General features: G+C 63.9%; 17 protein-coding genes. All 17 read left to right on the top strand.

All coding sequences use genetic code 11. The features are described 5' to 3' along the window. Nucleotides 1-29: 29 nt before the first annotated feature. Nucleotides 30-926, top strand: coding sequence for a translation elongation factor Ts (gene tsf, locus CLV01_RS23220; RefSeq protein WP_013801447.1), 897 nt, complete (start codon nucleotides 30-32; stop codon nucleotides 924-926). A gap of 64 nt (nucleotides 927-990) precedes the next feature. Continuing rightward, the gene (gene pyrH, locus CLV01_RS23215) at nucleotides 991-1,713 is read left to right on the top strand and encodes a UMP kinase (protein WP_012206745.1); all 723 of its coding nucleotides are present in this window, start codon (nucleotides 991-993) and stop codon (nucleotides 1,711-1,713) included. Between the two features lie 43 nt (nucleotides 1,714-1,756). Then, complete coding sequence (gene frr, locus CLV01_RS23210) at nucleotides 1,757-2,317, top strand: ribosome recycling factor (RefSeq protein WP_012206744.1); 561 nt, start codon at nucleotides 1,757-1,759, stop codon at nucleotides 2,315-2,317. 35 nt (nucleotides 2,318-2,352) lie between these two features. Further along, complete coding sequence (gene uppS, locus CLV01_RS23205) at nucleotides 2,353-3,099, top strand: polyprenyl diphosphate synthase (RefSeq protein ID WP_065346073.1); 747 nt, start codon at nucleotides 2,353-2,355, stop codon at nucleotides 3,097-3,099. Between the two features lie 13 nt (nucleotides 3,100-3,112). Then, nucleotides 3,113-3,967: a phosphatidate cytidylyltransferase gene (locus CLV01_RS23200; RefSeq protein ID WP_063325296.1), complete on the top strand. Its 855-nt coding sequence runs from the start codon at nucleotides 3,113-3,115 to the stop codon at nucleotides 3,965-3,967. Beyond that, nucleotides 3,964-5,142, top strand: a complete 1,179-nt coding sequence (gene ispC, locus CLV01_RS23195) for a 1-deoxy-D-xylulose-5-phosphate reductoisomerase (protein ID WP_043819021.1) — start codon at nucleotides 3,964-3,966, stop codon at nucleotides 5,140-5,142. Before CLV01_RS23200 ends, ispC begins: the two co-directional genes overlap by 4 nt. A gap of 82 nt (nucleotides 5,143-5,224) precedes the next feature. Continuing rightward, nucleotides 5,225-6,595, top strand: coding sequence for an RIP metalloprotease RseP (gene rseP, locus CLV01_RS23190; RefSeq protein ID WP_034396168.1), 1,371 nt, complete (start codon nucleotides 5,225-5,227; stop codon nucleotides 6,593-6,595). Nucleotides 6,596-6,640: 45 nt separating this feature from the next. Next, nucleotides 6,641-8,938 (top strand): outer membrane protein assembly factor BamA, encoded by a 2,298-nt coding sequence (gene bamA / locus CLV01_RS23185; protein ID WP_013801452.1) that lies wholly within the window; start codon nucleotides 6,641-6,643, stop codon nucleotides 8,936-8,938. After that, nucleotides 8,938-9,447 (top strand): OmpH family outer membrane protein, encoded by a 510-nt coding sequence (locus CLV01_RS23180; RefSeq protein WP_013801453.1) that lies wholly within the window; start codon nucleotides 8,938-8,940, stop codon nucleotides 9,445-9,447. Before bamA ends, CLV01_RS23180 begins: the two co-directional genes overlap by 1 nt. A 23-nt stretch (nucleotides 9,448-9,470) precedes the next feature. Beyond that, nucleotides 9,471-10,478, top strand: a complete 1,008-nt coding sequence (gene lpxD, locus CLV01_RS23175; protein ID WP_034365561.1) for a UDP-3-O-(3-hydroxymyristoyl)glucosamine N-acyltransferase — start codon at nucleotides 9,471-9,473, stop codon at nucleotides 10,476-10,478. Further along, complete coding sequence (gene fabZ / locus CLV01_RS23170; protein WP_012206736.1) at nucleotides 10,475-10,915, top strand: 3-hydroxyacyl-ACP dehydratase FabZ; 441 nt, start codon at nucleotides 10,475-10,477, stop codon at nucleotides 10,913-10,915. The genes lpxD and fabZ overlap by 4 nt, the downstream gene beginning before the upstream one ends. Nucleotides 10,916-10,922: 7 nt before the next feature. Continuing rightward, entirely contained in the window at nucleotides 10,923-11,720 is a 798-nt protein-coding gene (lpxA, locus tag CLV01_RS23165) for an acyl-ACP--UDP-N-acetylglucosamine O-acyltransferase (RefSeq protein WP_099733104.1), read from the top strand. 21 nt (nucleotides 11,721-11,741) lie between these two features. Further along, complete coding sequence (gene lpxB, locus CLV01_RS23160; protein WP_097201686.1) at nucleotides 11,742-12,932, top strand: lipid-A-disaccharide synthase; 1,191 nt, start codon at nucleotides 11,742-11,744, stop codon at nucleotides 12,930-12,932. Next, nucleotides 12,895-13,602: a ribonuclease HII gene (gene rnhB / locus CLV01_RS23155; protein WP_012206733.1), complete on the top strand. Its 708-nt coding sequence runs from the start codon at nucleotides 12,895-12,897 to the stop codon at nucleotides 13,600-13,602. Before lpxB ends, rnhB begins: the two co-directional genes overlap by 38 nt. 62 nt (nucleotides 13,603-13,664) lie before the next feature. Beyond that, nucleotides 13,665-14,456: a TrmH family RNA methyltransferase gene (locus CLV01_RS23150; protein WP_099733105.1), complete on the top strand. Its 792-nt coding sequence runs from the start codon at nucleotides 13,665-13,667 to the stop codon at nucleotides 14,454-14,456. A 174-nt stretch (nucleotides 14,457-14,630) separates the two neighbouring features. Further along, nucleotides 14,631-15,803 carry a glutamine-hydrolyzing carbamoyl-phosphate synthase small subunit gene (gene carA, locus CLV01_RS23145; protein ID WP_016447475.1) on the top strand — a complete coding sequence of 391 codons (1,173 nt, stop codon included), beginning with the start codon at nucleotides 14,631-14,633 and terminating at the stop codon, nucleotides 15,801-15,803. Further along, the gene (carB, locus tag CLV01_RS23140; protein WP_099733106.1) at nucleotides 15,796-19,044 is read left to right on the top strand and encodes a carbamoyl-phosphate synthase large subunit; all 3,249 of its coding nucleotides are present in this window, start codon (nucleotides 15,796-15,798) and stop codon (nucleotides 19,042-19,044) included. The genes carA and carB overlap by 8 nt, the downstream gene beginning before the upstream one ends. Nucleotides 19,045-19,057 lie beyond the last annotated feature (13 nt).

Genomic DNA, 19,057 nt, shown 5'->3' with positions numbered 1-19,057 from the left:
ACGAATCGAACTGACATTGGAGAAATACGATGGCTGCAATTACCGCAAGCATGGTGGCTGAACTGCGCGCAAAGACTGACGCGCCCATGATGGAATGCAAGAAGGCCCTGACCGAAGCCGAGGGCGATCTGGTCAAGGCCGAAGAGCTGCTGCGCGTCAAGCTGGGCACCAAGGCTGGCAAGGCTGCCTCGCGCGTGACCGCAGAAGGCGTGATCACCGCCTTCATCGATGGCAACAAGGGTGCCATGATCGAAGTCAACAGCGAAACCGACTTCGTGTCCAAGAACGACAGCTTCATCGCGATGGCCAATGCCGCCGCCAAGCTGGTCGCCGAGCAAAACCCCGCTGACGTGGCCGCGCTGAGCGCCCTGGCCTATGAGCAGGACGGTTTCGGCCCCACCCTGGAAGACGTGCGCAAGGGCCTGATCGGCAAGATCGGCGAGAACATGTCCTTCCGCCGTTTCAAGCGTTTCGACGGCACCAGCCTGGCTTCGTACCTGCACGGTTCGCGCATCGGCGTGATCGTCGAGTTCGAAGGCGATGCAACCGCTGCCAAGGATGTCGCCATGCACGTGGCCGCCATGAAGCCCGTGTCCGTGACCAGCGCTGACGTGCCTGCCGAGCTGATCGAAAAGGAACGCACCGTTGCTGCCGCCAAGGCTGCCGAATCCGGCAAGCCTGCCGAGATCGTCGCCAAGATGGTCGAAGGCTCGGTTCAGAAGTACCTGAAGGAAGTCTCGCTGGCCGACCAAGTCTTCGTGAAGGCTGCCGACGGCAAGCAGACCGTGGCCCAGATGCTCAAGGCCGCCAACACCAACGTCAAGGGCTTCACCCTGTACGTGGTCGGCGAAGGCATCGAAAAGAAGGTTGACGACTTCGCTGCCGAAGTGGCTGCCCAAGTGGCCGCTGCCAAGGCCGGCGCCTGATTCGTCTGAGCGCCTGAACCGTTCCCTTCACCATCCACCACCATCCACCTTTCGGAGAAACACCATGTCCAACGCCGCACCGGCCCACAAGCGCATCCTGCTCAAGCTGTCCGGTGAGGCGCTCATGGGCGACGACTCGTTCGGCATCAACCGTGCCACCATCGAGCGCATGGTCTCCGAAATCGCCGAAGTCACCCGCGTGGGTGTCCAGGTGGCCGTGGTGATCGGTGGAGGGAATATTTTCCGTGGCGTGGCTGGTGGTTCGGTCGGAATGGACCGCGCCACCGCCGACTACATGGGCATGCTGGCCACCGTGATGAATGCCCTGGCCCTGGCCGATGCCATGGACAAGCAGGGCCTCATCGCCCGTGTCATGTCGGCCATTGCCATCGAGCAGGTCGTGGAGCCCTATGTGCGCCCCAAGGCCCTGCAGTATCTCGAAGAGGGCAAGGTGGTGGTGTTCGCCGCTGGCACCGGCAACCCGTTCTTCACGACCGACACGGCCGCGGCACTGCGCGGCGCGGAGATCGGTGCCGAAGTGGTGCTCAAGGCCACCAAGGTCGATGGTGTCTACACCGACGACCCGATGAAGAATCCCAACGCGACCCGCTATCACAAGCTGGCTTTCGACGAGGCCATTTCGCGCAACCTGGGCATCATGGACGCCACTGCCTTTGCGCTGTGCCGCGATCAGAAGCTGCCGATCCGGGTGTTCTCCATCATCAAGCCCGGCGCGCTCAAGCGCGTGGTCATGGGCGAGGATGAGGGCACGCTGGTGTACGCTTGAGCGTTTTGATCCCGCGTTTCACAGCTCTTCAAGGAACAAGAACATGACGATTGCAGACATCAAGAAGACCACCGAGTCCAAGATGGGCCAGTCCATCGAAGCGCTCAAGAACAATCTTGCGCGTGTGCGTACCGGCCGTGCCAACCCCTCGCTGCTGGACTCCATCCATGTGGATTACTACGGCTCCATGGTGCCGCTGTCCCAGGTGGCCAACGTGAACCTGCTCGATGCGCGCACCATCAGCGTGCAGCCCTGGGAAAAGAGCATGTCCGCCAAGGTGGAGAAGGCCATTCGCGAAAGCGATCTGGGTCTGAACCCTGCCTCGCTGGGCGATCTGATCCGTGTGCCCATGCCTCCCATGAGCGAGGAGCGCCGCAAGGAAATGACCAAGCTGGCCCGCAACGAAGGCGAAGCTTCCAAGATCGCCGTGCGCAACCTGCGCCGCGACGCCAACGAAGCCGTCAAGAAGCTGGTCAAGGACAAGGAAGCCTCGGAAGACGATCAAAAGCGTTGCGAAGCCGATGTCCAGAAGATGACCGACAAGCACATCACCGAGATCGACGCGCTGGTGGCTGCCAAGGAACAAGACATCATGGCGGTCTGAGGCGTTCTGCCTCGCTTGCCTCAGGGCCCGTACCTTTGACAAACCAAGACTCCGGCGCGGTGCCGCGCCATATTGCCGTCATCATGGATGGCAATGGACGCTGGGCCAATCGCCGCTTTCTGCCGCGACTGGCCGGCCACAAGCAGGGCGTGGAATCGCTGCGCCGCTGTGCCCGCGCCTGCGTCCAGCGCGGCGTGCAGGTCCTGACCGTCTTCGCCTTTTCTTCCGAGAACTGGAACCGCCCCGAAGAGGAGGTTTCCGGTCTCATGGGCCTGTTGGCCAATGCCCTTGCCAAGGAAGTGCAGCAGCTGAGCCGCGATGGCGTGCGCCTGCACTTCATCGGCGACCGCAGTGGCCTGAGCGAGAAAGTGTGCGCAGGCCTGGCCCAGGCCGAGCAGGTCACGGCACACAACAACCGCCTGGTGCTCAATGTCTGCTTCAACTACGGCGGGCGCTGGGACATTGCCCAGGCCGCAGCCCGGCTGGCAGAGCAGGGCGAGCCCATCACCCCGCAGAGCCTGGACCGCGCACTCGCGCTGTCCCATGTGCCCGACCCGGACCTGCTGATCCGCACTGGCGGGGAGATGCGCATCAGCAACTTCCTGTTGTGGCAGGCCGCGTATTCAGAGCTCTTCTTCAGTGCCAGCCTGTGGCCTGATTTCGACGAGGCCTGCCTGGACGAGGCCATTGCCGCCTTCACTTCGCGCGAGCGGCGCTTCGGCCAGACCTCCGCGCAAGTACACCAATCACAATCGAAGTCGTCCCATCAACAGACGACCTGAACAAGGGGGAGCCATGCTCAAGCAGCGAGTCATCACCGCCCTGATCCTGCTGGCCATCTTGCTGCCTGCGCTGTTCTACCCGACGGGCGTTCCGTTCGCCGTGGTGGTGCTCGTGCTCATGGCGGCGGGTGCCTGGGAATGGGGCCGTCTCAACGGCTTTGGCTCCGCTGGTGCCATCGGCATAGGTGCCATCTGCACGGCGATGTGCGTGGGGACCTGGGCCGCAGGCTGGCTGGAGCGTCCCCTGACCGCGGTCTGGGTGGTCGCTGGCTCCGCTTGGGTGCTGGGCGGCGCGGCACTGCTGCGCGCAGGCGTGGCCGGCTGGCCGCGCATTGCGGGGCCTGTGCGACTGGTTGGCGGAGTGCTGGCCCTGTGGCTGGCCTGGGTGGCCGTGGTGCAGGCACGCATGATGGGCATCAACTTCCTGCTGTCGGTGCTGGTGCTGGTCTGGGTGGCCGATGTCTTTGCCTATTTCGCAGGCCGGACCCTGGGCCTGAAATTCACCAAGTCCAAGCTCGCGCCGTCCATCAGTCCTGGCAAGAGCTGGGAAGGCGTGTGGGGCGGCATGGCCGGCGTGCTGGTGCTGGCCTTGGCCTGGGTCTGGGCGGACCGCCACTACGCGGTGGCCGTGCCCAGTTTCTATTCGTTGCTGTTGGCGCGCGGGGCCTGGTTCCTGCTGCTGGCGGTTGTGTTCATGGCCGCGATGAGCGTGGTCGGCGACCTGGTCGAATCCCTGGTCAAGCGCAGCGTGGGTGTCAAGGACAGCAGTGGTCTGCTGCCCGGCCATGGCGGCGTGCTTGATCGCGTCGATGCCCTGCTGCCGACCCTTCCGCTGGCCATGATGCTTTCCTCTTTCGCGCATTCATGAAGCAGAAAATCACCGTCCTGGGCTCCACGGGCTCCATCGGTACCAATACGCTGGACGTGGTGGCGCGCCACCGCGAGCACTACGAGGTCTTTGCACTCAGCGCGGCCACGCAAGTGGACCTGATGCTGCGCCAGTGCGCCGAATTCAAGCCCGCCTATGCCGTCATGGCCAGCGCGCCACACGCGAAGCTGCTGGCTGAGCAGCTGCGCAGCAATGGATTGGCGACCGAAGTGCTGCAGTCGCCAGACGCGCTGGAGCAGATCGCCTCGCATCCCGAGGTCGATGCCGTCATGGCTGCCATCGTCGGTGCGGCGGGCCTTGCGCCTTGTCTGGCGGCCGCGCGCGCGGGCAAGCGCCTGCTGCTGGCCAACAAGGAGGCTCTGGTCGTTGGCGGCGCACTGTTCATGGACACGGTCAAGCGCCATGGCGCGACCCTGCTGCCCATAGACAGCGAGCATTCGGCCATTTTCCAGTGCCTGCCGGAAGACCGAGCCAGCTGGCCCGATCGCGTGGACAGTCTGCTGCTCACGGCGTCGGGTGGACCCTTTCGCCTGCGCGATCCGGCCACCTTGTCCGAGATCACGCCGGAGCAGGCCTGCGCGCACCCGAACTTCTCCATGGGGCGCAAGATCTCCGTGGACTCGGCGACCATGATGAACAAGGCGCTGGAGGTCATCGAGGCACGCTGGCTGTTCGACATGGCTCCCGACAAGATCAAGGTCGTCATCCACCCGCAGCAGATCGTGCACTCCATGGTGCAGTTCAAGGATGCCTCGGTGCTGGCACAACTGGGCACGCCCGACATGCGCGTGCCCATCGCCTGCGGCCTGGCCTGGCCACGGCGCATCGCCAGCGGCGCGGCGCCCCTGGATTTCGCGAAGCTGTCGGCCCTGACCTTTGAAGAGGCGGATGCCGTGCGCTTTCCGGGCCTGCATCTTTCCTGGCAGGCGCTGCTCGCCAGCGAGGGAACTACGGCGGTTCTCAATGCTTCCAATGAAGTCGCCGTTGCCGCCTTCCTGGAGCGACGCCTGGCATTTGACCGTATCCACGCTGTGAATTTGCGCACTCTCGAAACCTTGCTGCCGCCTACACTGGGCAGCCTGGACGATCTGCTGGCCCTGGACGCCCAGGCCCGCGAAATCGCGCACACCGTGGCGCGGCAGTGGCAGCTGTAATGCCGGCTTCGCGGGCCAGACCGGGTTTCTCGGTGGGCCTGCGGCGGTATCCAGGTGCGCATTGGATTCAAAGGAGTATCAATTGTTGCTGACCGTAGTTGCATTCGTGGTCGCGCTGGGCGTGCTGATTGCCGTCCACGAGTGGGGCCACTACCGCGTCGCTGTGGCCTGCGGCGTGAAGGTACTTCGGTTTTCCGTCGGCTTCGGTCGCCCCATCCTGCGCTGGAAGCGCAAAGGTTCGGACACGGAATTCGTCATCGGTGCACTGCCGCTTGGCGGCTATGTGCGCATGCTCGACGAGCGTGAGGGCGAAGTCCCGGCCGATCAGCGCCATCTGGCATTCAACACCCAGCCGCTGCGTGCACGTGCGGCCATCGTGGCGGCAGGCCCGGTGGCCAATCTCGTGCTGGCCATTGCGCTGCTGGCCATCGTCAATTGGATGGGCATGCAGGAGCCCGTGGCGCGATTGGCCACGCCGCCGGCGGGCACGGTGCTGCAGATGGCGGGCGTGCAGGGCGGCGATCGCGTGCTGCGCATCGCCTTGGGCGACCAGGAGTGGGAAGAGGTCCGCTCCATCAATGATCTGCGCTGGACACTGACGCGCGCCGCGCTCGATGATGAGTCGGTGCGCATGGAAGTGCTCCAGGGCCGGCGCACCGCACCGTCCGAACTGCGGCTGGCGCTGGCCGGGCAGGTGCAGGGCGAGCCCGATGCCGCCTTCTTCGAGCGCCTGGGCCTGCTGGGGCCCTGGACGCAGCCCGTGCTGGACAAGGTGATTGCCGGTGGTGCCGCCGAAAAGGCCGGCTTGCGCCAGGGCGACCTGGTGCTGCGCGTGGGCAGCACCCCGGTGGATGACGGCACCCAACTGCGCAATCTCATCCGCAAGATGGGTGCATCGGGCCAGGTCCAGCAGCAGGTCTGGCTGGTGGAGCGCGATGGCAGGCAACTGCAGATCCCCGTGCTGCCCGATCTGGGCCGCTCGGAAGATGGCAAGGAGAGCATTGCCCGCATCAGTGCCTACATCGGCAGTGCTCCCGAGATGGCTCTGGTGCAGCGCGGTCCGCTGGAAGGCCTGTGGGCTGGCGTGCAGCGCACCTGGGAGCTTTCGTCGCTGACGCTGCGCATGATGGGCCGCATGGTGATAGGCGAGGCATCGCTCAAGAACATCAGCGGCCCCTTGACCATTGCCGACTATGCAGGGCGCTCGGCCAGCATGGGCCTGGTTCAATACCTCTCGTTCCTGGCGCTGATAAGCATCAGCCTGGGGGTTCTCAACTTGCTCCCCCTGCCGGTGCTCGATGGCGGGCACCTGATGTATTATCTTTGGGAGGGCGTGACTGGCCGAAGCGTGTCGGAAGTCTGGGCCGGGCGCTTGCAGCGTGCAGGCGTGGCGGTTTTGATGATGATGATGTCCGTCGCCTTTTTCAACGATATCAACCGGCTTTGGGGCTAACTTTTCAGCCGTTTTCGGCAAGCCGCAGCGGCGGCAAATCCATTCATGACTAAACGTATCAATCGCCTGGGCGTGCGCGCTGCATCGACCCTGGCTGCCATGGTTTTGGCTGCCAATGCAGCCTGGGCGCTGGAGCCCTTCCGGGTACAGGACATCCGCATCGAAGGCCTGCAGCGCGTGGAGCCGGGCACGGTCTTCGCATCCATCCCGCTGCGCGTGGGCGACCAGTATGACGATGACAAGGGCGCAGCTGCGATCCGATCGCTGTTCGCGCTGGGATTGTTCAAGGACATCCGCCTCGAAGCCAATGGCAACGTGCTCGTTGTCGTCGTCGAAGAACGCCCGACCATCGCTGAGGTGAACTTCGCCGGCACCAAGGAGTTCGACAAGGAAACCCTGCAAAAGGCCATGCGCGATGTGGGCCTGGCAGAAGGTCGTCCCTTCGACAAGGCCCTGGCCGACCGTGCCGAGCAGGAACTCAAGCGCCAGTACATCAACCGCAGCCTTTATGGCGCGGAGGTCGTCACCACGGTCACGCCCATCGAGCGCAACCGCGTCAACCTGACCTTCACGGTGACCGAGGGCGATCCGGCCCGCATCAACGAGATCCACATCGTCGGCAACAAGGCCTTCAGCGAATCCACGCTCAAGGATCTGTTCGATCAGGATACCGGCAACTGGATGAGCTGGTACACCAAGTCGGACCGCTATGCGCGCAACAAGCTCAACGCCGACCTGGAAACGCTGCGCTCGTACTACCTGCAGCGTGGCTACCTGGAGTTCCGCGTGGACTCCACCCAGGTGGCCATCTCGCCCGACAAGCAGACCATCTCGCTGACCCTGAACATCCATGAAGGCGAGCGTTTCGTGGTCTCCGGCGTCAAGCTGGAAGGCAACTACCTTGACCGCGACGACGAATTCAAGTCCCTGGTCAAGATCAAGCCCGGCGAGCCCTACAACGCCGACCAGGTCACGGCGACGACCAAGGCCTTCACCGAGCACTTCGGCAACTTCGGCTTTGCCTTTGCACGCGTCGAGGCCGTGCCGGACATCGACCGTGCAACCAACCGCGTGGCCCTGGTGCTGCACGCAGAGCCTTCTCGCCGCGCCTATGTGCGACGCATCAATCTCAGTGGCAACAACCGCACGCGCGACGAAGTGATCCGCCGCGAATTCCGCCAGTACGAAGCTTCCTGGTATGACGGCGACAAGATTCGCCTGTCGCGCGACCGTGTGGACCGCCTGGGCTTCTTCACCGAGGTCAATGTCGAGACCCAGGAGGTGGCGGGTTCGCCCGACCAGGTGGATCTGGTCATCTCGGTGGCTGAAAAGCCCACCGGCTCGCTGCAGCTGGGCGCTGGTTTTTCCAGCGCTGAAAAGGTTTCGCTGTCGTTCGGCATCAAGCAGGAAAACGTGTTCGGCTCGGGCAACTACCTGGGCGTGGACGTGAATACCAGCAAGTACCGCCGCACCATGGTGCTGTCCACCACGGATCCGTACTTCACGGACACCGGCATCTCGCGCACCTACGACCTGTACTACCGCACTGACCGCCCCTACTACGACGATGCGGCCTACAAGATCGTCACCTCGGGCGGCAGCGTGCGCTTTGGCGTGCCCTTCAGCGAGATCGACACGGTGTATTTCGGCGGCGGCGTGGAGCGCTCCGAAATCAAGCCCGGCACCTACCTGCCCCAGGCGTACAAGGACTATGCCGACAAGTACGGCTACTCCAACACCGGCATTCCGCTGACTCTGGGCTGGTCACGTGATAGCCGTGACAGCGCGCTGGCGCCCAACTCGGGTCTCTACCAGCGCCTGAACACCGAGTGGTCGGTGGGTGGCGAGGCCCGCTATGTGCGCGCCAACTACCAGATCCAGCAGTACATCCCGCTGAGCAAGAAGTACACGCTGGCACTGAACGGTGAACTGGGCTACGGCAAGGGCCTCAATGGCCGTCCGTTCCCGCTGTTCAAGAACTTCTTCTCGGGTGGCCTGGGTTCGGTGCGTGGCTTCGAGCAGGGCTCGCTGGGTCCGCGCGACACCAAGGAAAACCTGGCGCTTGGCGGCTCCAAGAAGGTGACCTTGAACGCAGAGTTCATGATTCCCTTCCCCGGTGCCGGCAATGACAGGACTTTGCGTCTTTTTACATTCCTCGATGTGGGCAATGTCTACGGGGCCAACGAGAACTTCGATCTCGGGGAGCTGCGGGCTTCCACGGGCCTGGGCATCAGCTGGATTTCCCCGCTGGGCCCCCTGCGTCTCGCCTTTGCTCAACCCATCCGCAAGCAGACCGGGGATAAAATCCAGCGACTGCAATTCCAAATCGGAACCTCTTTCTAATGAAATCTCTATCTAGCCATTTTTCCCTGGCTGTGCTGCTTGGCGCCATGGCTGTTTCTGCGCATGCTCAAGAGTTCAAGGCCGGCTTTGTGAACACGGACCGCATCTTCCGTGAAGCGTCGACGGCCAAGGCTGCGCAGTCCAAGCTGGAGCAGGAATTCTCCAAGCGTGAGAAGGAACTGGTCGACCAGGGCAATACGCTCAAGAGCGCTTCGGAGAAGTTCGAGCGTGAAGCGCCCACCATGGCCGAAAGCCAGCGCGTCTCCCGTCAGCGTCAGCTGGTGGACCAGGACCGCGAGTTCCAGCGCAAGCGCCGTGAGTTCCAGGAAGACCTGAACTCCCGCAAGAACGAGGAACTGGCACAAGTGCTGGAGCGCGCCAACAAGGTGGTCAAGCAAGTGGCCGAATCCGAGAAGTACGACGTCATCCTCCAGGAAGCCGTCTACATCAACCCCAAGTACGACATCACTGACAAAGTGATCAAGGCGCTGAACGGCGGCGGCAAGTAAGCCAGCGTCCAGGGCTGCATGCCGTGAGCGTATTGTTGGGTCAGATCCTCGATGCACTCGGTGGCGAACTGGTCGGTGGCGAAAGGGAGATGTCCATCTCCCGCATCGCACCGCTGGATTCCGCCGGGGCCGGGGATCTCAGTTTTCTGAGCAACCCCCGCTACCGCCAGCAACTGGCCGCCTCCGAGGCGGCCTGCGTTATTGTGGCGCCCGCCATGCGTGAACTGGCGCAGCAGCGGGGTGCCTGCATCGTGGTCCCTGACCCGTATGCCTACTTCGCCAGGGCCACGCAGTGGTGGAAGCGGAACTGCAGGTCTGTGGCGCCGGCCGGTATTCATCCAAGCGCGGTGGTGCACGAGAGTGCCATCGTTGATGCCTCTGCCACGATCGGCCCGCTCTGCGTGGTTGAAGAGGGTGCCACCATCGGTGCCCACACCGTGCTCAAGTCGCGCGTCACCATTGGCGAGAACTGCCATGTGGGGGCGCGCTGTCTGCTGCATTCCGGCGTGGTGCTGGGAGCGGACGGCTTCGGGTTTGCGCCTGAGAACGGAGCATGGGTGAAGATCGAGCAGCTCGGTGGCGTGCGGATCGGCGACGATGTGGAAATCGGCGCCAATACCTGCATAGACCGCGGAGCGCTGGACGACACGGTGATCGAGGACGGGGTCAAGCTCGACAATCTGATCCAGATCGGTCACAACGTGCACGTCGGCAAGCATACGGCCATGGCCGGTTGCGTGGGGGTGGCCGGCAGCGCGCGCATTGGCGCGCATTGCACCGTGGGAGGCGGCGCCATCGTGCTGGGCCATCTGCAGCTGGCCGACAGGGTGCATATTTCGGCAGCGACGGTAGTGACCCGTTCGCTGACACAATCAGGTGTTTACACGGGCATGTTTCCCGTGGATGAAAACGCCAAATGGGAAAAAAATGCTGCGACGCTGAAGCAGCTGCACTCCATGCGCGATCGCATCAAGGCCCTGGAGCGGCAACTGCAGCAATCGGCGGATCAAGGCCATAACGGAACGCAATGATGGATATTCACGCAATTCTCAAGCAACTGCCCCACCGCTACCCCTTCCTGCTGGTGGACAAGGTCACGGAGCTTGAGCGCAATACACGCATCAAGGCGATCAAGAACGTCACGTTCAACGAGCCCTATTTCATGGGCCATTTCCCAGGCCGTCCCGTCATGCCGGGCGTGCTCATCCTGGAGGCGCTGGCGCAGGCTGCCGGCCTGCTGGCCTTCGATGCCATGGGCCAGGTTCCCGACGAAAACAACATCTACTACTTCGTGGGCATCGACGGTGCGCGCTTCAAGCGCCCCGTGGAGCCGGGCGACCAGCTGGTGCTGGAGATCACCATCGATCGCGTTCGCGGCGGCATCTGGAAGTTCAAGGGCGTGGCCCGCGTCGAGGACGAAGTGGCCTGCGAAGCCGAGCTGATGTGCACCATGCGCAACGTGGGCTGACGGGCGCATGGCTGGCATTGAACGCATCCATCCCACGGCACTGATAGATTCCGCTGCACAGCTGGATTCATCGGTGTCGGTTGGCCCCTATGCCGTCATCGGGCCGCATGTGGAAATCGGCGCCGGCACCACGATTGGCGCGCATTGCGTTGTCGAAGGCCATACCCGCATTGGTTGCGACAACCGGATTTTCCAGTTCGCGTCCCTGGGCGCGCAGCCCCAGGACAAGAAGTACGCAGGCGAGCCCACGCGGCTTGTCATCGGTGACCGCAACACGGTGCGCGAGTTCTGCACCTTCAATGCGGGCACCGTGCAGGACCAGGGTGTCACGGTCATCGGCCATGACAACTGGATCATGGCCTATGTGCATGTGGCCCACGACTGCGTCGTGGGCAGCCACACCATCCTGGCCAACAATGCCACCCTGGCCGGCCACGTGCATGTGGGCGACCATGTGATCCTGGGCGGCCTGACGGGCGTGCACCAGTTCACCAAGGTGGGGGCCCATGCCATGGCGGGCTTTGCCAGCCATATCTCGCAGGATGTGCCGCCCTTCATGCTGGTGGATGGCAATCCCCTGTCCGTGCGTGGCTTCAATATCGAAGGCCTGCGCCGGCGCGGATTCGGGCCGCAGCGTATCCAGGCCATCAAGCAGATGCACCGTCTGCTGTATCGCCAGGGGCTGACCCTGGAGGCCGCGCGCGACGCCATCGGAGCGCTGGCTGGCGAGCAGCCCGAGGCCGCTGCCGATGTATCGCTGATGCTGGATTTTCTGGCCGCTTCGACCCGGGGCATTGCGCGCTGATCCGGCGCGCGAAAGGACGGCATGACAGAGAACGCGGCGCCATTGGCGCGCCTGAGTCCATCGATTGCCATGGTCGCCGGGGAAACCTCAGGCGACCTGCTGGCGTCCTTGCTCCTGGGTGGGCTGCAGGCCCGCTGGCCCGAGGCTTCGGCCTTTGGCATCGGCGGGCCCCAAATGCAGCAGCGCGGTTTTGAGGCATGGTGGTCCTGCGAGCGGCTGGCCGTGCATGGCTACAGCTGGGAAGTGTTTCGCCGGCTGGCCGAGATTCTGAACATCCGCCGGCAGTTGCGCCAGCGCCTGCTCAAGCAGCCGCCAGCCGTTTTTGTCGGCATCGATGCGCCCGACTTCAACCTGGGCCTGGAGACCGATCTGCGGGCTGCGGGCATCAAGACCGTGCATTTCGTCTGCCCCTCGATCTGGGCCTGGCGTGCCGATCGCGTCGAGAAAATCCGGCGTGCGGCCGACCATGTGCTGTGCATCTTTCCCTTCGAGCCCGAGTTGCTGGCCCGTCACGGCATAGATGCCACCTACGTGGGTCATCCCCTGGCCAGCGTGATTCCGCTGCAGCCCGACCGTGCCGCCGCGCGCCGTCGGCTGGGTCTGCCGGAAGATTGTCTGGTGCTGGCCGTGCTGCCCGGCAGCCGACGCTCCGAAATCCGCTATCTTGCAGCCCGTTTCTTTCAGGCTGCAGCTTTGGTCCGGAAGGCGCTGCCAGCTATTAAAATAGTAGTGCCTGCCGTGCCTTCGCAACTGGACGAGTTGCGGCGCATTGCCCAGGAGTCCGGCATGGCCTCGTCGCTGCACATCGTGCGCGGCCAGTCCCATGATGCATTGGCAGCCTGCGACGTGACGTTGATCGCCAGCGGCACGGCCACGCTGGAAGCCGCGTTGTACAAGCGCCCCATGGTCATCGGCTACAACATGCACCCCTGGAGCTGGCGCCTGATGCGTGGCAAGCAGTTGCAGCCCTGGGTGGGCCTGCCCAACATCCTGTGCGGCGATTTCGTCGTGCCCGAGCTGATCCAGGATGCGGCAACGCCCCAGGCGCTGAGCGCGGCTGTGCTGCAATGGCTGCAGGCGTGCGAACATTCCCCTTCAACCGTCGAGGCGCTGGTACAGCGCTTCACAGCGCTGCACCATGAATTGCGGCGCGATACTGCCGAACTGGCCGCCCATGCGATCGAGAAAATCATTGCCCCCACTGCCGCCTGAACAGGCGTGCCTGCCCTGGCATCCGCCGGGGTTGGTTGCGGGCGTGGACGAAGCGGGCCGCGGCCCGTTGGCCGGCCCTGTCGTGGCCGCTGCTGTCATTCTTGACGATCTCAATCCCATCGAGGGCCTGAACGATTCCAAGAAGCTCACGGCTGCGCGCCGCGAGGCACTCTATGACGAGATCCGTGCCAAGGCACTATGCTGCAGCATTGCCGAGGCCTCGGTCGAGGAGATTGATCGCCTGAACATCCTGCAGGCCACGCTGCTGGCCATGCGCCGCGCGGTGCTGGGCCTGCGCCTGAAGCCGGTGCTCGTGCTGGTGGATGGCAACCAGCTGCCTGTGCTGGATGTGCAGGCCGAGGCCATCGTCAAGGGGGACTCCCTGGTGCAGGCCATCTCGGCCGCCTCCATTTTGGCCAAGGTCACGCGCGACCGCTGGTGCGAACGGCTGCATGAGCAATATCCGGAATACGGCTTCGACGGCCACAAGGGCTACGGAACGGCGGCCCACCTTGCGGCGCTGCGCCTGCACGGTGCCTGCGAGGAGCACCGGCGAACCTTCGCGCCGGTGGCCCATGTCGTGAGCATTGCTCGCATGGCCGAGCCCCTGGCCGCTGCCCGCGTGGCAGCTGCGGCGCAGGGCGCGCAAGCCTTGCTGCTGTCTGCCTGATTGCCTTTGCCGTTTCTTTCTGCGCCGGTGGCGCGCTGTTCCCTTTGCCCGAAAGCCTCGCCATGAGCCGACAACCCGCCGCCACATTGATCCAGTCCCGTGACAACGTCCTGGTCAAGGATTTGCGCAGGCTTGTCCAGGACAGTGGGGGCTACCGCAAGCAAGGGCGCGTCTGGCTGGAGGGGGACCATCTGTGCCGTGCCGCGCTGGCGCGTGGCATGCAGCCCTCCGTGGCCGTGGTGGCTGAATCCTTCTGGCCGCTGGTGCCGCTGGAATGGGTGCAGGGTGCGGGTAAGTGCGTGGTGCTGGCAGATGCCCTGTTTGCCGAAGTCAGCGGCCTGGAGTCCCCGGCGCGCATCGGTTTTCTGATGGACTGGCAGGCATCGGCGGTCATCCGTGCCGGCGTGGCCACGGTGGTGTTGGACCGCGTGCAGGACGCAGGCAACGTGGGCTCCATCCTGCGCAGTGCCGCTGCCTTCGGTTTCAGCCAGGTCGTGGCCCTGAAGGGCACGGCTGCGCTGTGGAGCCAGAAGGTGCTGCGCGCCGGCATGGGAGCGCATTTCGGTCTGCAACTGGTCGAGTCGGCCTCGCCCGAAGACCTGGATGCGCTTGGCTTGCCCCTGATCGTGACCAGCTCTCACCAGGGCGAGCTGATCCAAAATGCCGCGCTGCCCTGGCCTTGTGCCTGGGCCATGGGTCATGAAGGGCAGGGTGTTGGCGAGGCGCTGATGCAGCGGGCAGCGCAGCATGTGCGCATCGGCCAGCCAGGCGGTGAGGAGTCGCTGAACGTGGCTGCTGCAGCGGCGATATGCCTGCACGCAAGCAGCGTGAGTGCCGGCTCACGTCAAGGGTAATCCCGCCTCCTGTCAGGAGGCTGAAGCACGACCAGCCTATAATGGGCGGCTTTCAAGCATTCCACACTACGCCTAGCGACGCTTCCTCGCCACCCCCTGCAGACAAGCTATAACCCGCCCGGATCCGTCCGTGCGGCACGCTGGGCGTAACCGTAATTAGAACCGGAGAACCCAGTGCTTTTGTCTCTCAAGGGAGCATTCCCATCCGCCATCCTGGCGCTCGCAGACGGCACGGTCTTTGTTGGCAACTCGATCGGTGCGCAAGGCACCACGGTTGGTGAAGTCGTTTTCAACACGGCAATCACCGGCTACCAGGAAATCCTCACCGACCCCAGCTACTGCCAGCAGATCGTGACGCTCACGTATCCGCACATCGGCAACTACGGCGTCAACGCAGAGGATGTCGAGGCTGGCAAGGTCCATGCGGCGGGCCTGATCATCAAGAACCTTCCGCTGCTGGCCAGCAACTTCCGCAAGTCCGAGACCCTGCCCGACTACCTCACGCGCAGCGGCACGGTGGCGATTGCCAACATCGACACGCGCAAGCTCACACGGCTGCTGCGCGACAAGGGCGCACAAAACGGCGCCATCGTCGGTTTGGCCGCTGGCGAAGAAGTGACCCAGGCGCGCATCGACGAGGCACTGGCTGCGGCCAAGGCGGCCCCCAGCATGAAGGGCCTGGATCTGGCCCAGGTGGTGAGTGCAGCCCAGCAGTATGAATGGACGGAAACCGAGTGGAAGCTGGGCGAAGGCTACGGCCAGCAGCAGGCCCCGCGTTTCCATGTGGTGGCCTATGACTTCGGCGTGAAGTTCAACATCCTGCGCATGCTGGCCGAGCGCGGCTGCAAGCTGACCGTGGTGCCCGCCAAGACGCCCGCCAAGGATGTGCTGGCACTCAACCCCGACGGCGTTTTCCTGTCCAACGGCCCTGGCGACCCGGAGCCCTGCGACTACGCCATTGCCGCCACCAAGGAACTGGTGGAGTCCGGCAAGCCCGTCTTCGGCATCTGCCTGGGTCACCAGATCATGGCCCTGGCCGCTGGCGCCAAGACCTTCAAGATGGCCAACAGCCACCACGGCGCCAACCACCCCGTCAAGGACCTGGACAACGGCCGGGTCAGCATCACCAGCCAGAACCACGGTTTTGCCGTGGAGATGGAGTCCCTGCCCGACACGCTGCGCGCCACGCACATCAGCCTGTTCGACGGCACGCTGCAAGGCCTTGAGCACAAGGACAAGCCTGCGTTCTGCTTCCAGGGCCACCCCGAGGCTTCGCCCGGCCCGCACGATATCGCCTACCTGTTTGACCGCTTCACGGCGCTGATGGAGAAACACAAAAATGCCTAAGCGCACCGACCTCAAAAGCATTCTGATCATTGGCGCCGGTCCCATCGTCATCGGCCAGGCCTGCGAGTTTGACTACTCCGGCGTGCAGGCCTGCAAGGCGTTGCGCGAAGAGGGCTACAAGGTCATTCTGATCAACAGCAACCCTGCCACGATCATGACCGACCCGGCCACGGCCGACGTCACCTACATCGAGCCCATCACCTGGCAGACGGTCGAGAAGATCATCGCCAAGGAGCGTCCCGACGCCATCCTGCCGACCATGGGCGGCCAGACGGCGCTGAACTGCGCGTTGGACCTGTGGCGCAACGGCGTGCTGCACAAGTACAAGGTCGAGCTGATCGGCGCAACTCCCGAGGCCATCGACAAGGCCGAGGACCGCCTCAAGTTCAAGGATGCGATGACGCGCATCGGCCTTGGTTCGGCACGCTCGGGCATCGCCCATTCGATGGACGAAGCCTGGGCCGTGCAAAAGGAAATGGGCTTTCCCACCGTCATCCGCCCCAGCTTCACGCTGGGCGGCACGGGCGGCGGCATTGCCTACAACCCCGAAGAGTTCGAGACCATCTGCAAGCGCGGCCTGGAAGCGTCCCCGACCAATGAGCTGCTGATCGAGGAATCGCTGCTCGGCTGGAAGGAGTACGAGATGGAAGTTGTCCGCGACAAGGCGGACAACTGCATCATCATCTGCTCCATCGAGAACCTGGACCCCATGGGCGTGCATACCGGCGACTCGATCACCGTGGCACCCGCGCAGACGCTTACCGACAAGGAATACCAGATCATGCGCAACGCCTCGCTGGCGGTGCTGCGCGAGATCGGTGTGGACACGGGCGGCTCCAACGTGCAGTTCTCGGTGAATCCGAAGGACGGCCGCATGATCGTCATCGAGATGAACCCGCGCGTGTCGCGTTCCTCGGCGCTGGCCTCCAAGGCCACGGGCTTCCCCATCGCCAAGGTCGCTGCCAAGCTGGCCGTGGGCTACACGCTGGATGAGCTCAAGAACGACATCACGGGCGGCAAGACGCCCGCTTCGTTCGAGCCCTCGATCGACTACGTGGTCACCAAGATCCCTCGTTTCGCGTTCGAGAAGTTCCCCGCTGCCGACAACCGCCTGACCACGCAGATGAAGTCCGTGGGCGAGGTCATGGCCATTGGCCGTACCTTCCAGGAGTCCTTCCAGAAGGCGCTGCGCGGCCTGGAAGTCGGCGTGGACGGCATGAACGAAAAGACCCAGGACCGCGAAATCCTCGAAAAGGAACTCGGCGAGCCAGGTCCGGACCGCATCTGGTATGTGGGCGATGCCTTCGCTGCCGGCTGGACGCTGGACGAGGTGCACAACATCACCAAGATCGACAAGTGGTTCCTCGTGCAGATCGAAGAGATCGTGAAGATCGAACTCGAGCTGGACCAGGTCTACGAGGAAAAGGGCGATGCCGCGCTGGCCGCACTGGACGCCACCACGCTGCGCACGCTCAAGCAAAAGGGCTTCTCCGACCGTCGCCTGGCCAAGCTGCTGCACAGCAATGAAAAGGCCGTGCGCGAGGCACGCAAGACACTGGGCGTGCGCCCTGTGTTCAAGCGTGTGGACACGTGCGCTGCCGAGTTCGCCACCGACACGGCCTACATGTACTCCACATATGACGAGGAGTGCGAAGCCGAGCCGACGAACAAGAAAAAGATCATGGTGCTGGGCGGTGGCCCGAACCGCATCGGCCAGGGCATCGAGTTCGACTACTGCTGCGTGCATGCTGCGCTCGCCATGCGCGAGGACGGCTATGAAACCATCATGGTCAACTGCAACCCCGAGACCGTGTCCACCGACTACGACACGTCGGACCGCCTGTACTTCGAGCCGCTGACGCTGGAAGACGTGCTCGAAGTCGTGGCTGTCGAGAAGCCTGTTGGCGTCATCGTGCAGTACGGCGGCCAGACGCCCCTGAAGCTTGCGCTGGGTCTTGAAAAGGAAGGCGTGCCCATCATCGGCACCACGCCCGACATGATCGACGCGGCCGAAGACCGCGAGCGCTTCCAGAAGCTGCTGCATGAGCTGGGCCTGCGCCAGCCGCCCAATGCCACGGCCCGTACCGAGCCCGAAGCGCTGGAAAAGGCGGCCGGCCTGGGCTACCCCCTGGTCGTGCGTCCCAGCTATGTGCTGGGTGGCCGTGCCATGGAAATCGTGCACGAGCAGCGCGACCTGGAGCGCTACATGCGCGAAGCCGTCAAGGTCAGCAACGACTCGCCCGTGCTGCTGGACCACTTCCTGTCCAACGCCATCGAGTGCGATGTGGACTGCGTGCGCGACCGCGAAGGCGCCGTCTTCATCGGCGGCGTGATGGAGCACATCGAGCAGGCTGGCGTGCATTCGGGCGATTCCGCCTGCTCGCTGCCGCCTTACTACCTCAAGCCCGAGACCGTGGCCGAGATCAAGCGCCAGACTGCCGCCATGGCCAACGCGCTGAGCGTGGTCGGCCTGATGAACGTGCAGTTCGCCATCAAGGAAACGGCCGAAGGCGACGTGATCTACGTGCTGGAAGTCAACCCGCGCGCCTCGCGCACCGTGCCCTTCGTCTCCAAGGCCACCGGCATCCAGCTGGCCAAGGTGGCTGCACGCTGCATGGCCGGCGACACGCTGGCCCAGCAGGGCATCACCAAGGAAGTCACGCCGCCGTACTTCAGCGTCAAGGAAGCCGTCTTCCCGTTCGTGAAGTTCCCTGGCGTGGACACCATCCTCGGCCCCGAGATGAAGTCCACCGGCGAAGTCATGGGCGTGGGCAAGACCTTTGGCGAAGCCTTCGTCAAGAGCCAACTGGGCGCCGGCGTCACGCTGCCGACCCAGGGCAAGGTCTTCCTGACCGTGAAGAACGCCGACAAGCCGCGTGCCGTGGCCGTGGCCAAGGAGCTGGCAGCGATGGGCTTCGTGCTGTGCGCCACGCGCGGTACGGCAGCGGCCATCTCAGAGGCCGGCATCGAGGTGCAGCTCGTCAACAAGGTGACCGAAGGCCGCCCCCACATCGTGGACATGATCAAGAACGGCGAGATCGCCATGGTCATCAACACGGTGGAGGAGCGCCGCAACGCCATCGCCGACTCGCGTGCCATCCGCACCAGCGCCCTGCTGGCGCGTGTGACCACCTTCACGACCATCTTCGGCGCAGAAGCTGCCGTCGAAGGCATGAAGTCCATGGGCAATATGGACGTGCACTCGGTCCAGGAATTGCACGCCCAACTGCAGGCTGCCTGAGATCCTTCCATTG

The sequence above is a fragment of the Delftia sp. 60 genome, assembly GCF_002754395.1.
Lineage (GTDB): Bacteria > Pseudomonadota > Gammaproteobacteria > Burkholderiales > Burkholderiaceae_C > Comamonas > Comamonas acidovorans.
The sequence above is the reverse complement of the archived record's forward strand: the minus strand, read 5'-3'. Positions and strand labels throughout refer to the sequence as shown.

Excerpts from the sequence above, each read along its gene's own strand:
- ispC (WP_043819021.1), top strand. The coding sequence starts at position 3,964 with ATGAAGCAGAAAATCACCGTCCTGGGCTCCACGGGCTCCATCGGTACC.
- fabZ (WP_012206736.1), top strand. The coding sequence starts at position 10,475 with ATGATGGATATTCACGCAATTCTCAAGCAACTGCCCCACCGCTACCCC.
- rnhB (WP_012206733.1), top strand. The coding sequence starts at position 12,895 with ATGCGATCGAGAAAATCATTGCCCCCACTGCCGCCTGAACAGGCGTGC.
- CLV01_RS23150 (WP_099733105.1), top strand. The coding sequence starts at position 13,665 with ATGAGCCGACAACCCGCCGCCACATTGATCCAGTCCCGTGACAACGTC.
- frr (WP_012206744.1), top strand. The coding sequence starts at position 1,757 with ATGACGATTGCAGACATCAAGAAGACCACCGAGTCCAAGATGGGCCAG.
- carB (WP_099733106.1), top strand. The coding sequence starts at position 15,796 with ATGCCTAAGCGCACCGACCTCAAAAGCATTCTGATCATTGGCGCCGGT.
- CLV01_RS23180 (WP_013801453.1), top strand. The coding sequence starts at position 8,938 with ATGAAATCTCTATCTAGCCATTTTTCCCTGGCTGTGCTGCTTGGCGCC.
- pyrH (WP_012206745.1), top strand. The coding sequence starts at position 991 with ATGTCCAACGCCGCACCGGCCCACAAGCGCATCCTGCTCAAGCTGTCC.
- bamA (WP_013801452.1), top strand. The coding sequence starts at position 6,641 with ATGACTAAACGTATCAATCGCCTGGGCGTGCGCGCTGCATCGACCCTG.
- lpxB (WP_097201686.1), top strand. The coding sequence starts at position 11,742 with ATGACAGAGAACGCGGCGCCATTGGCGCGCCTGAGTCCATCGATTGCC.
- tsf (WP_013801447.1), top strand. The coding sequence starts at position 30 with ATGGCTGCAATTACCGCAAGCATGGTGGCTGAACTGCGCGCAAAGACT.
- lpxA (WP_099733104.1), top strand. The coding sequence starts at position 10,923 with ATGGCTGGCATTGAACGCATCCATCCCACGGCACTGATAGATTCCGCT.
- CLV01_RS23200 (WP_063325296.1), top strand. The coding sequence starts at position 3,113 with ATGCTCAAGCAGCGAGTCATCACCGCCCTGATCCTGCTGGCCATCTTG.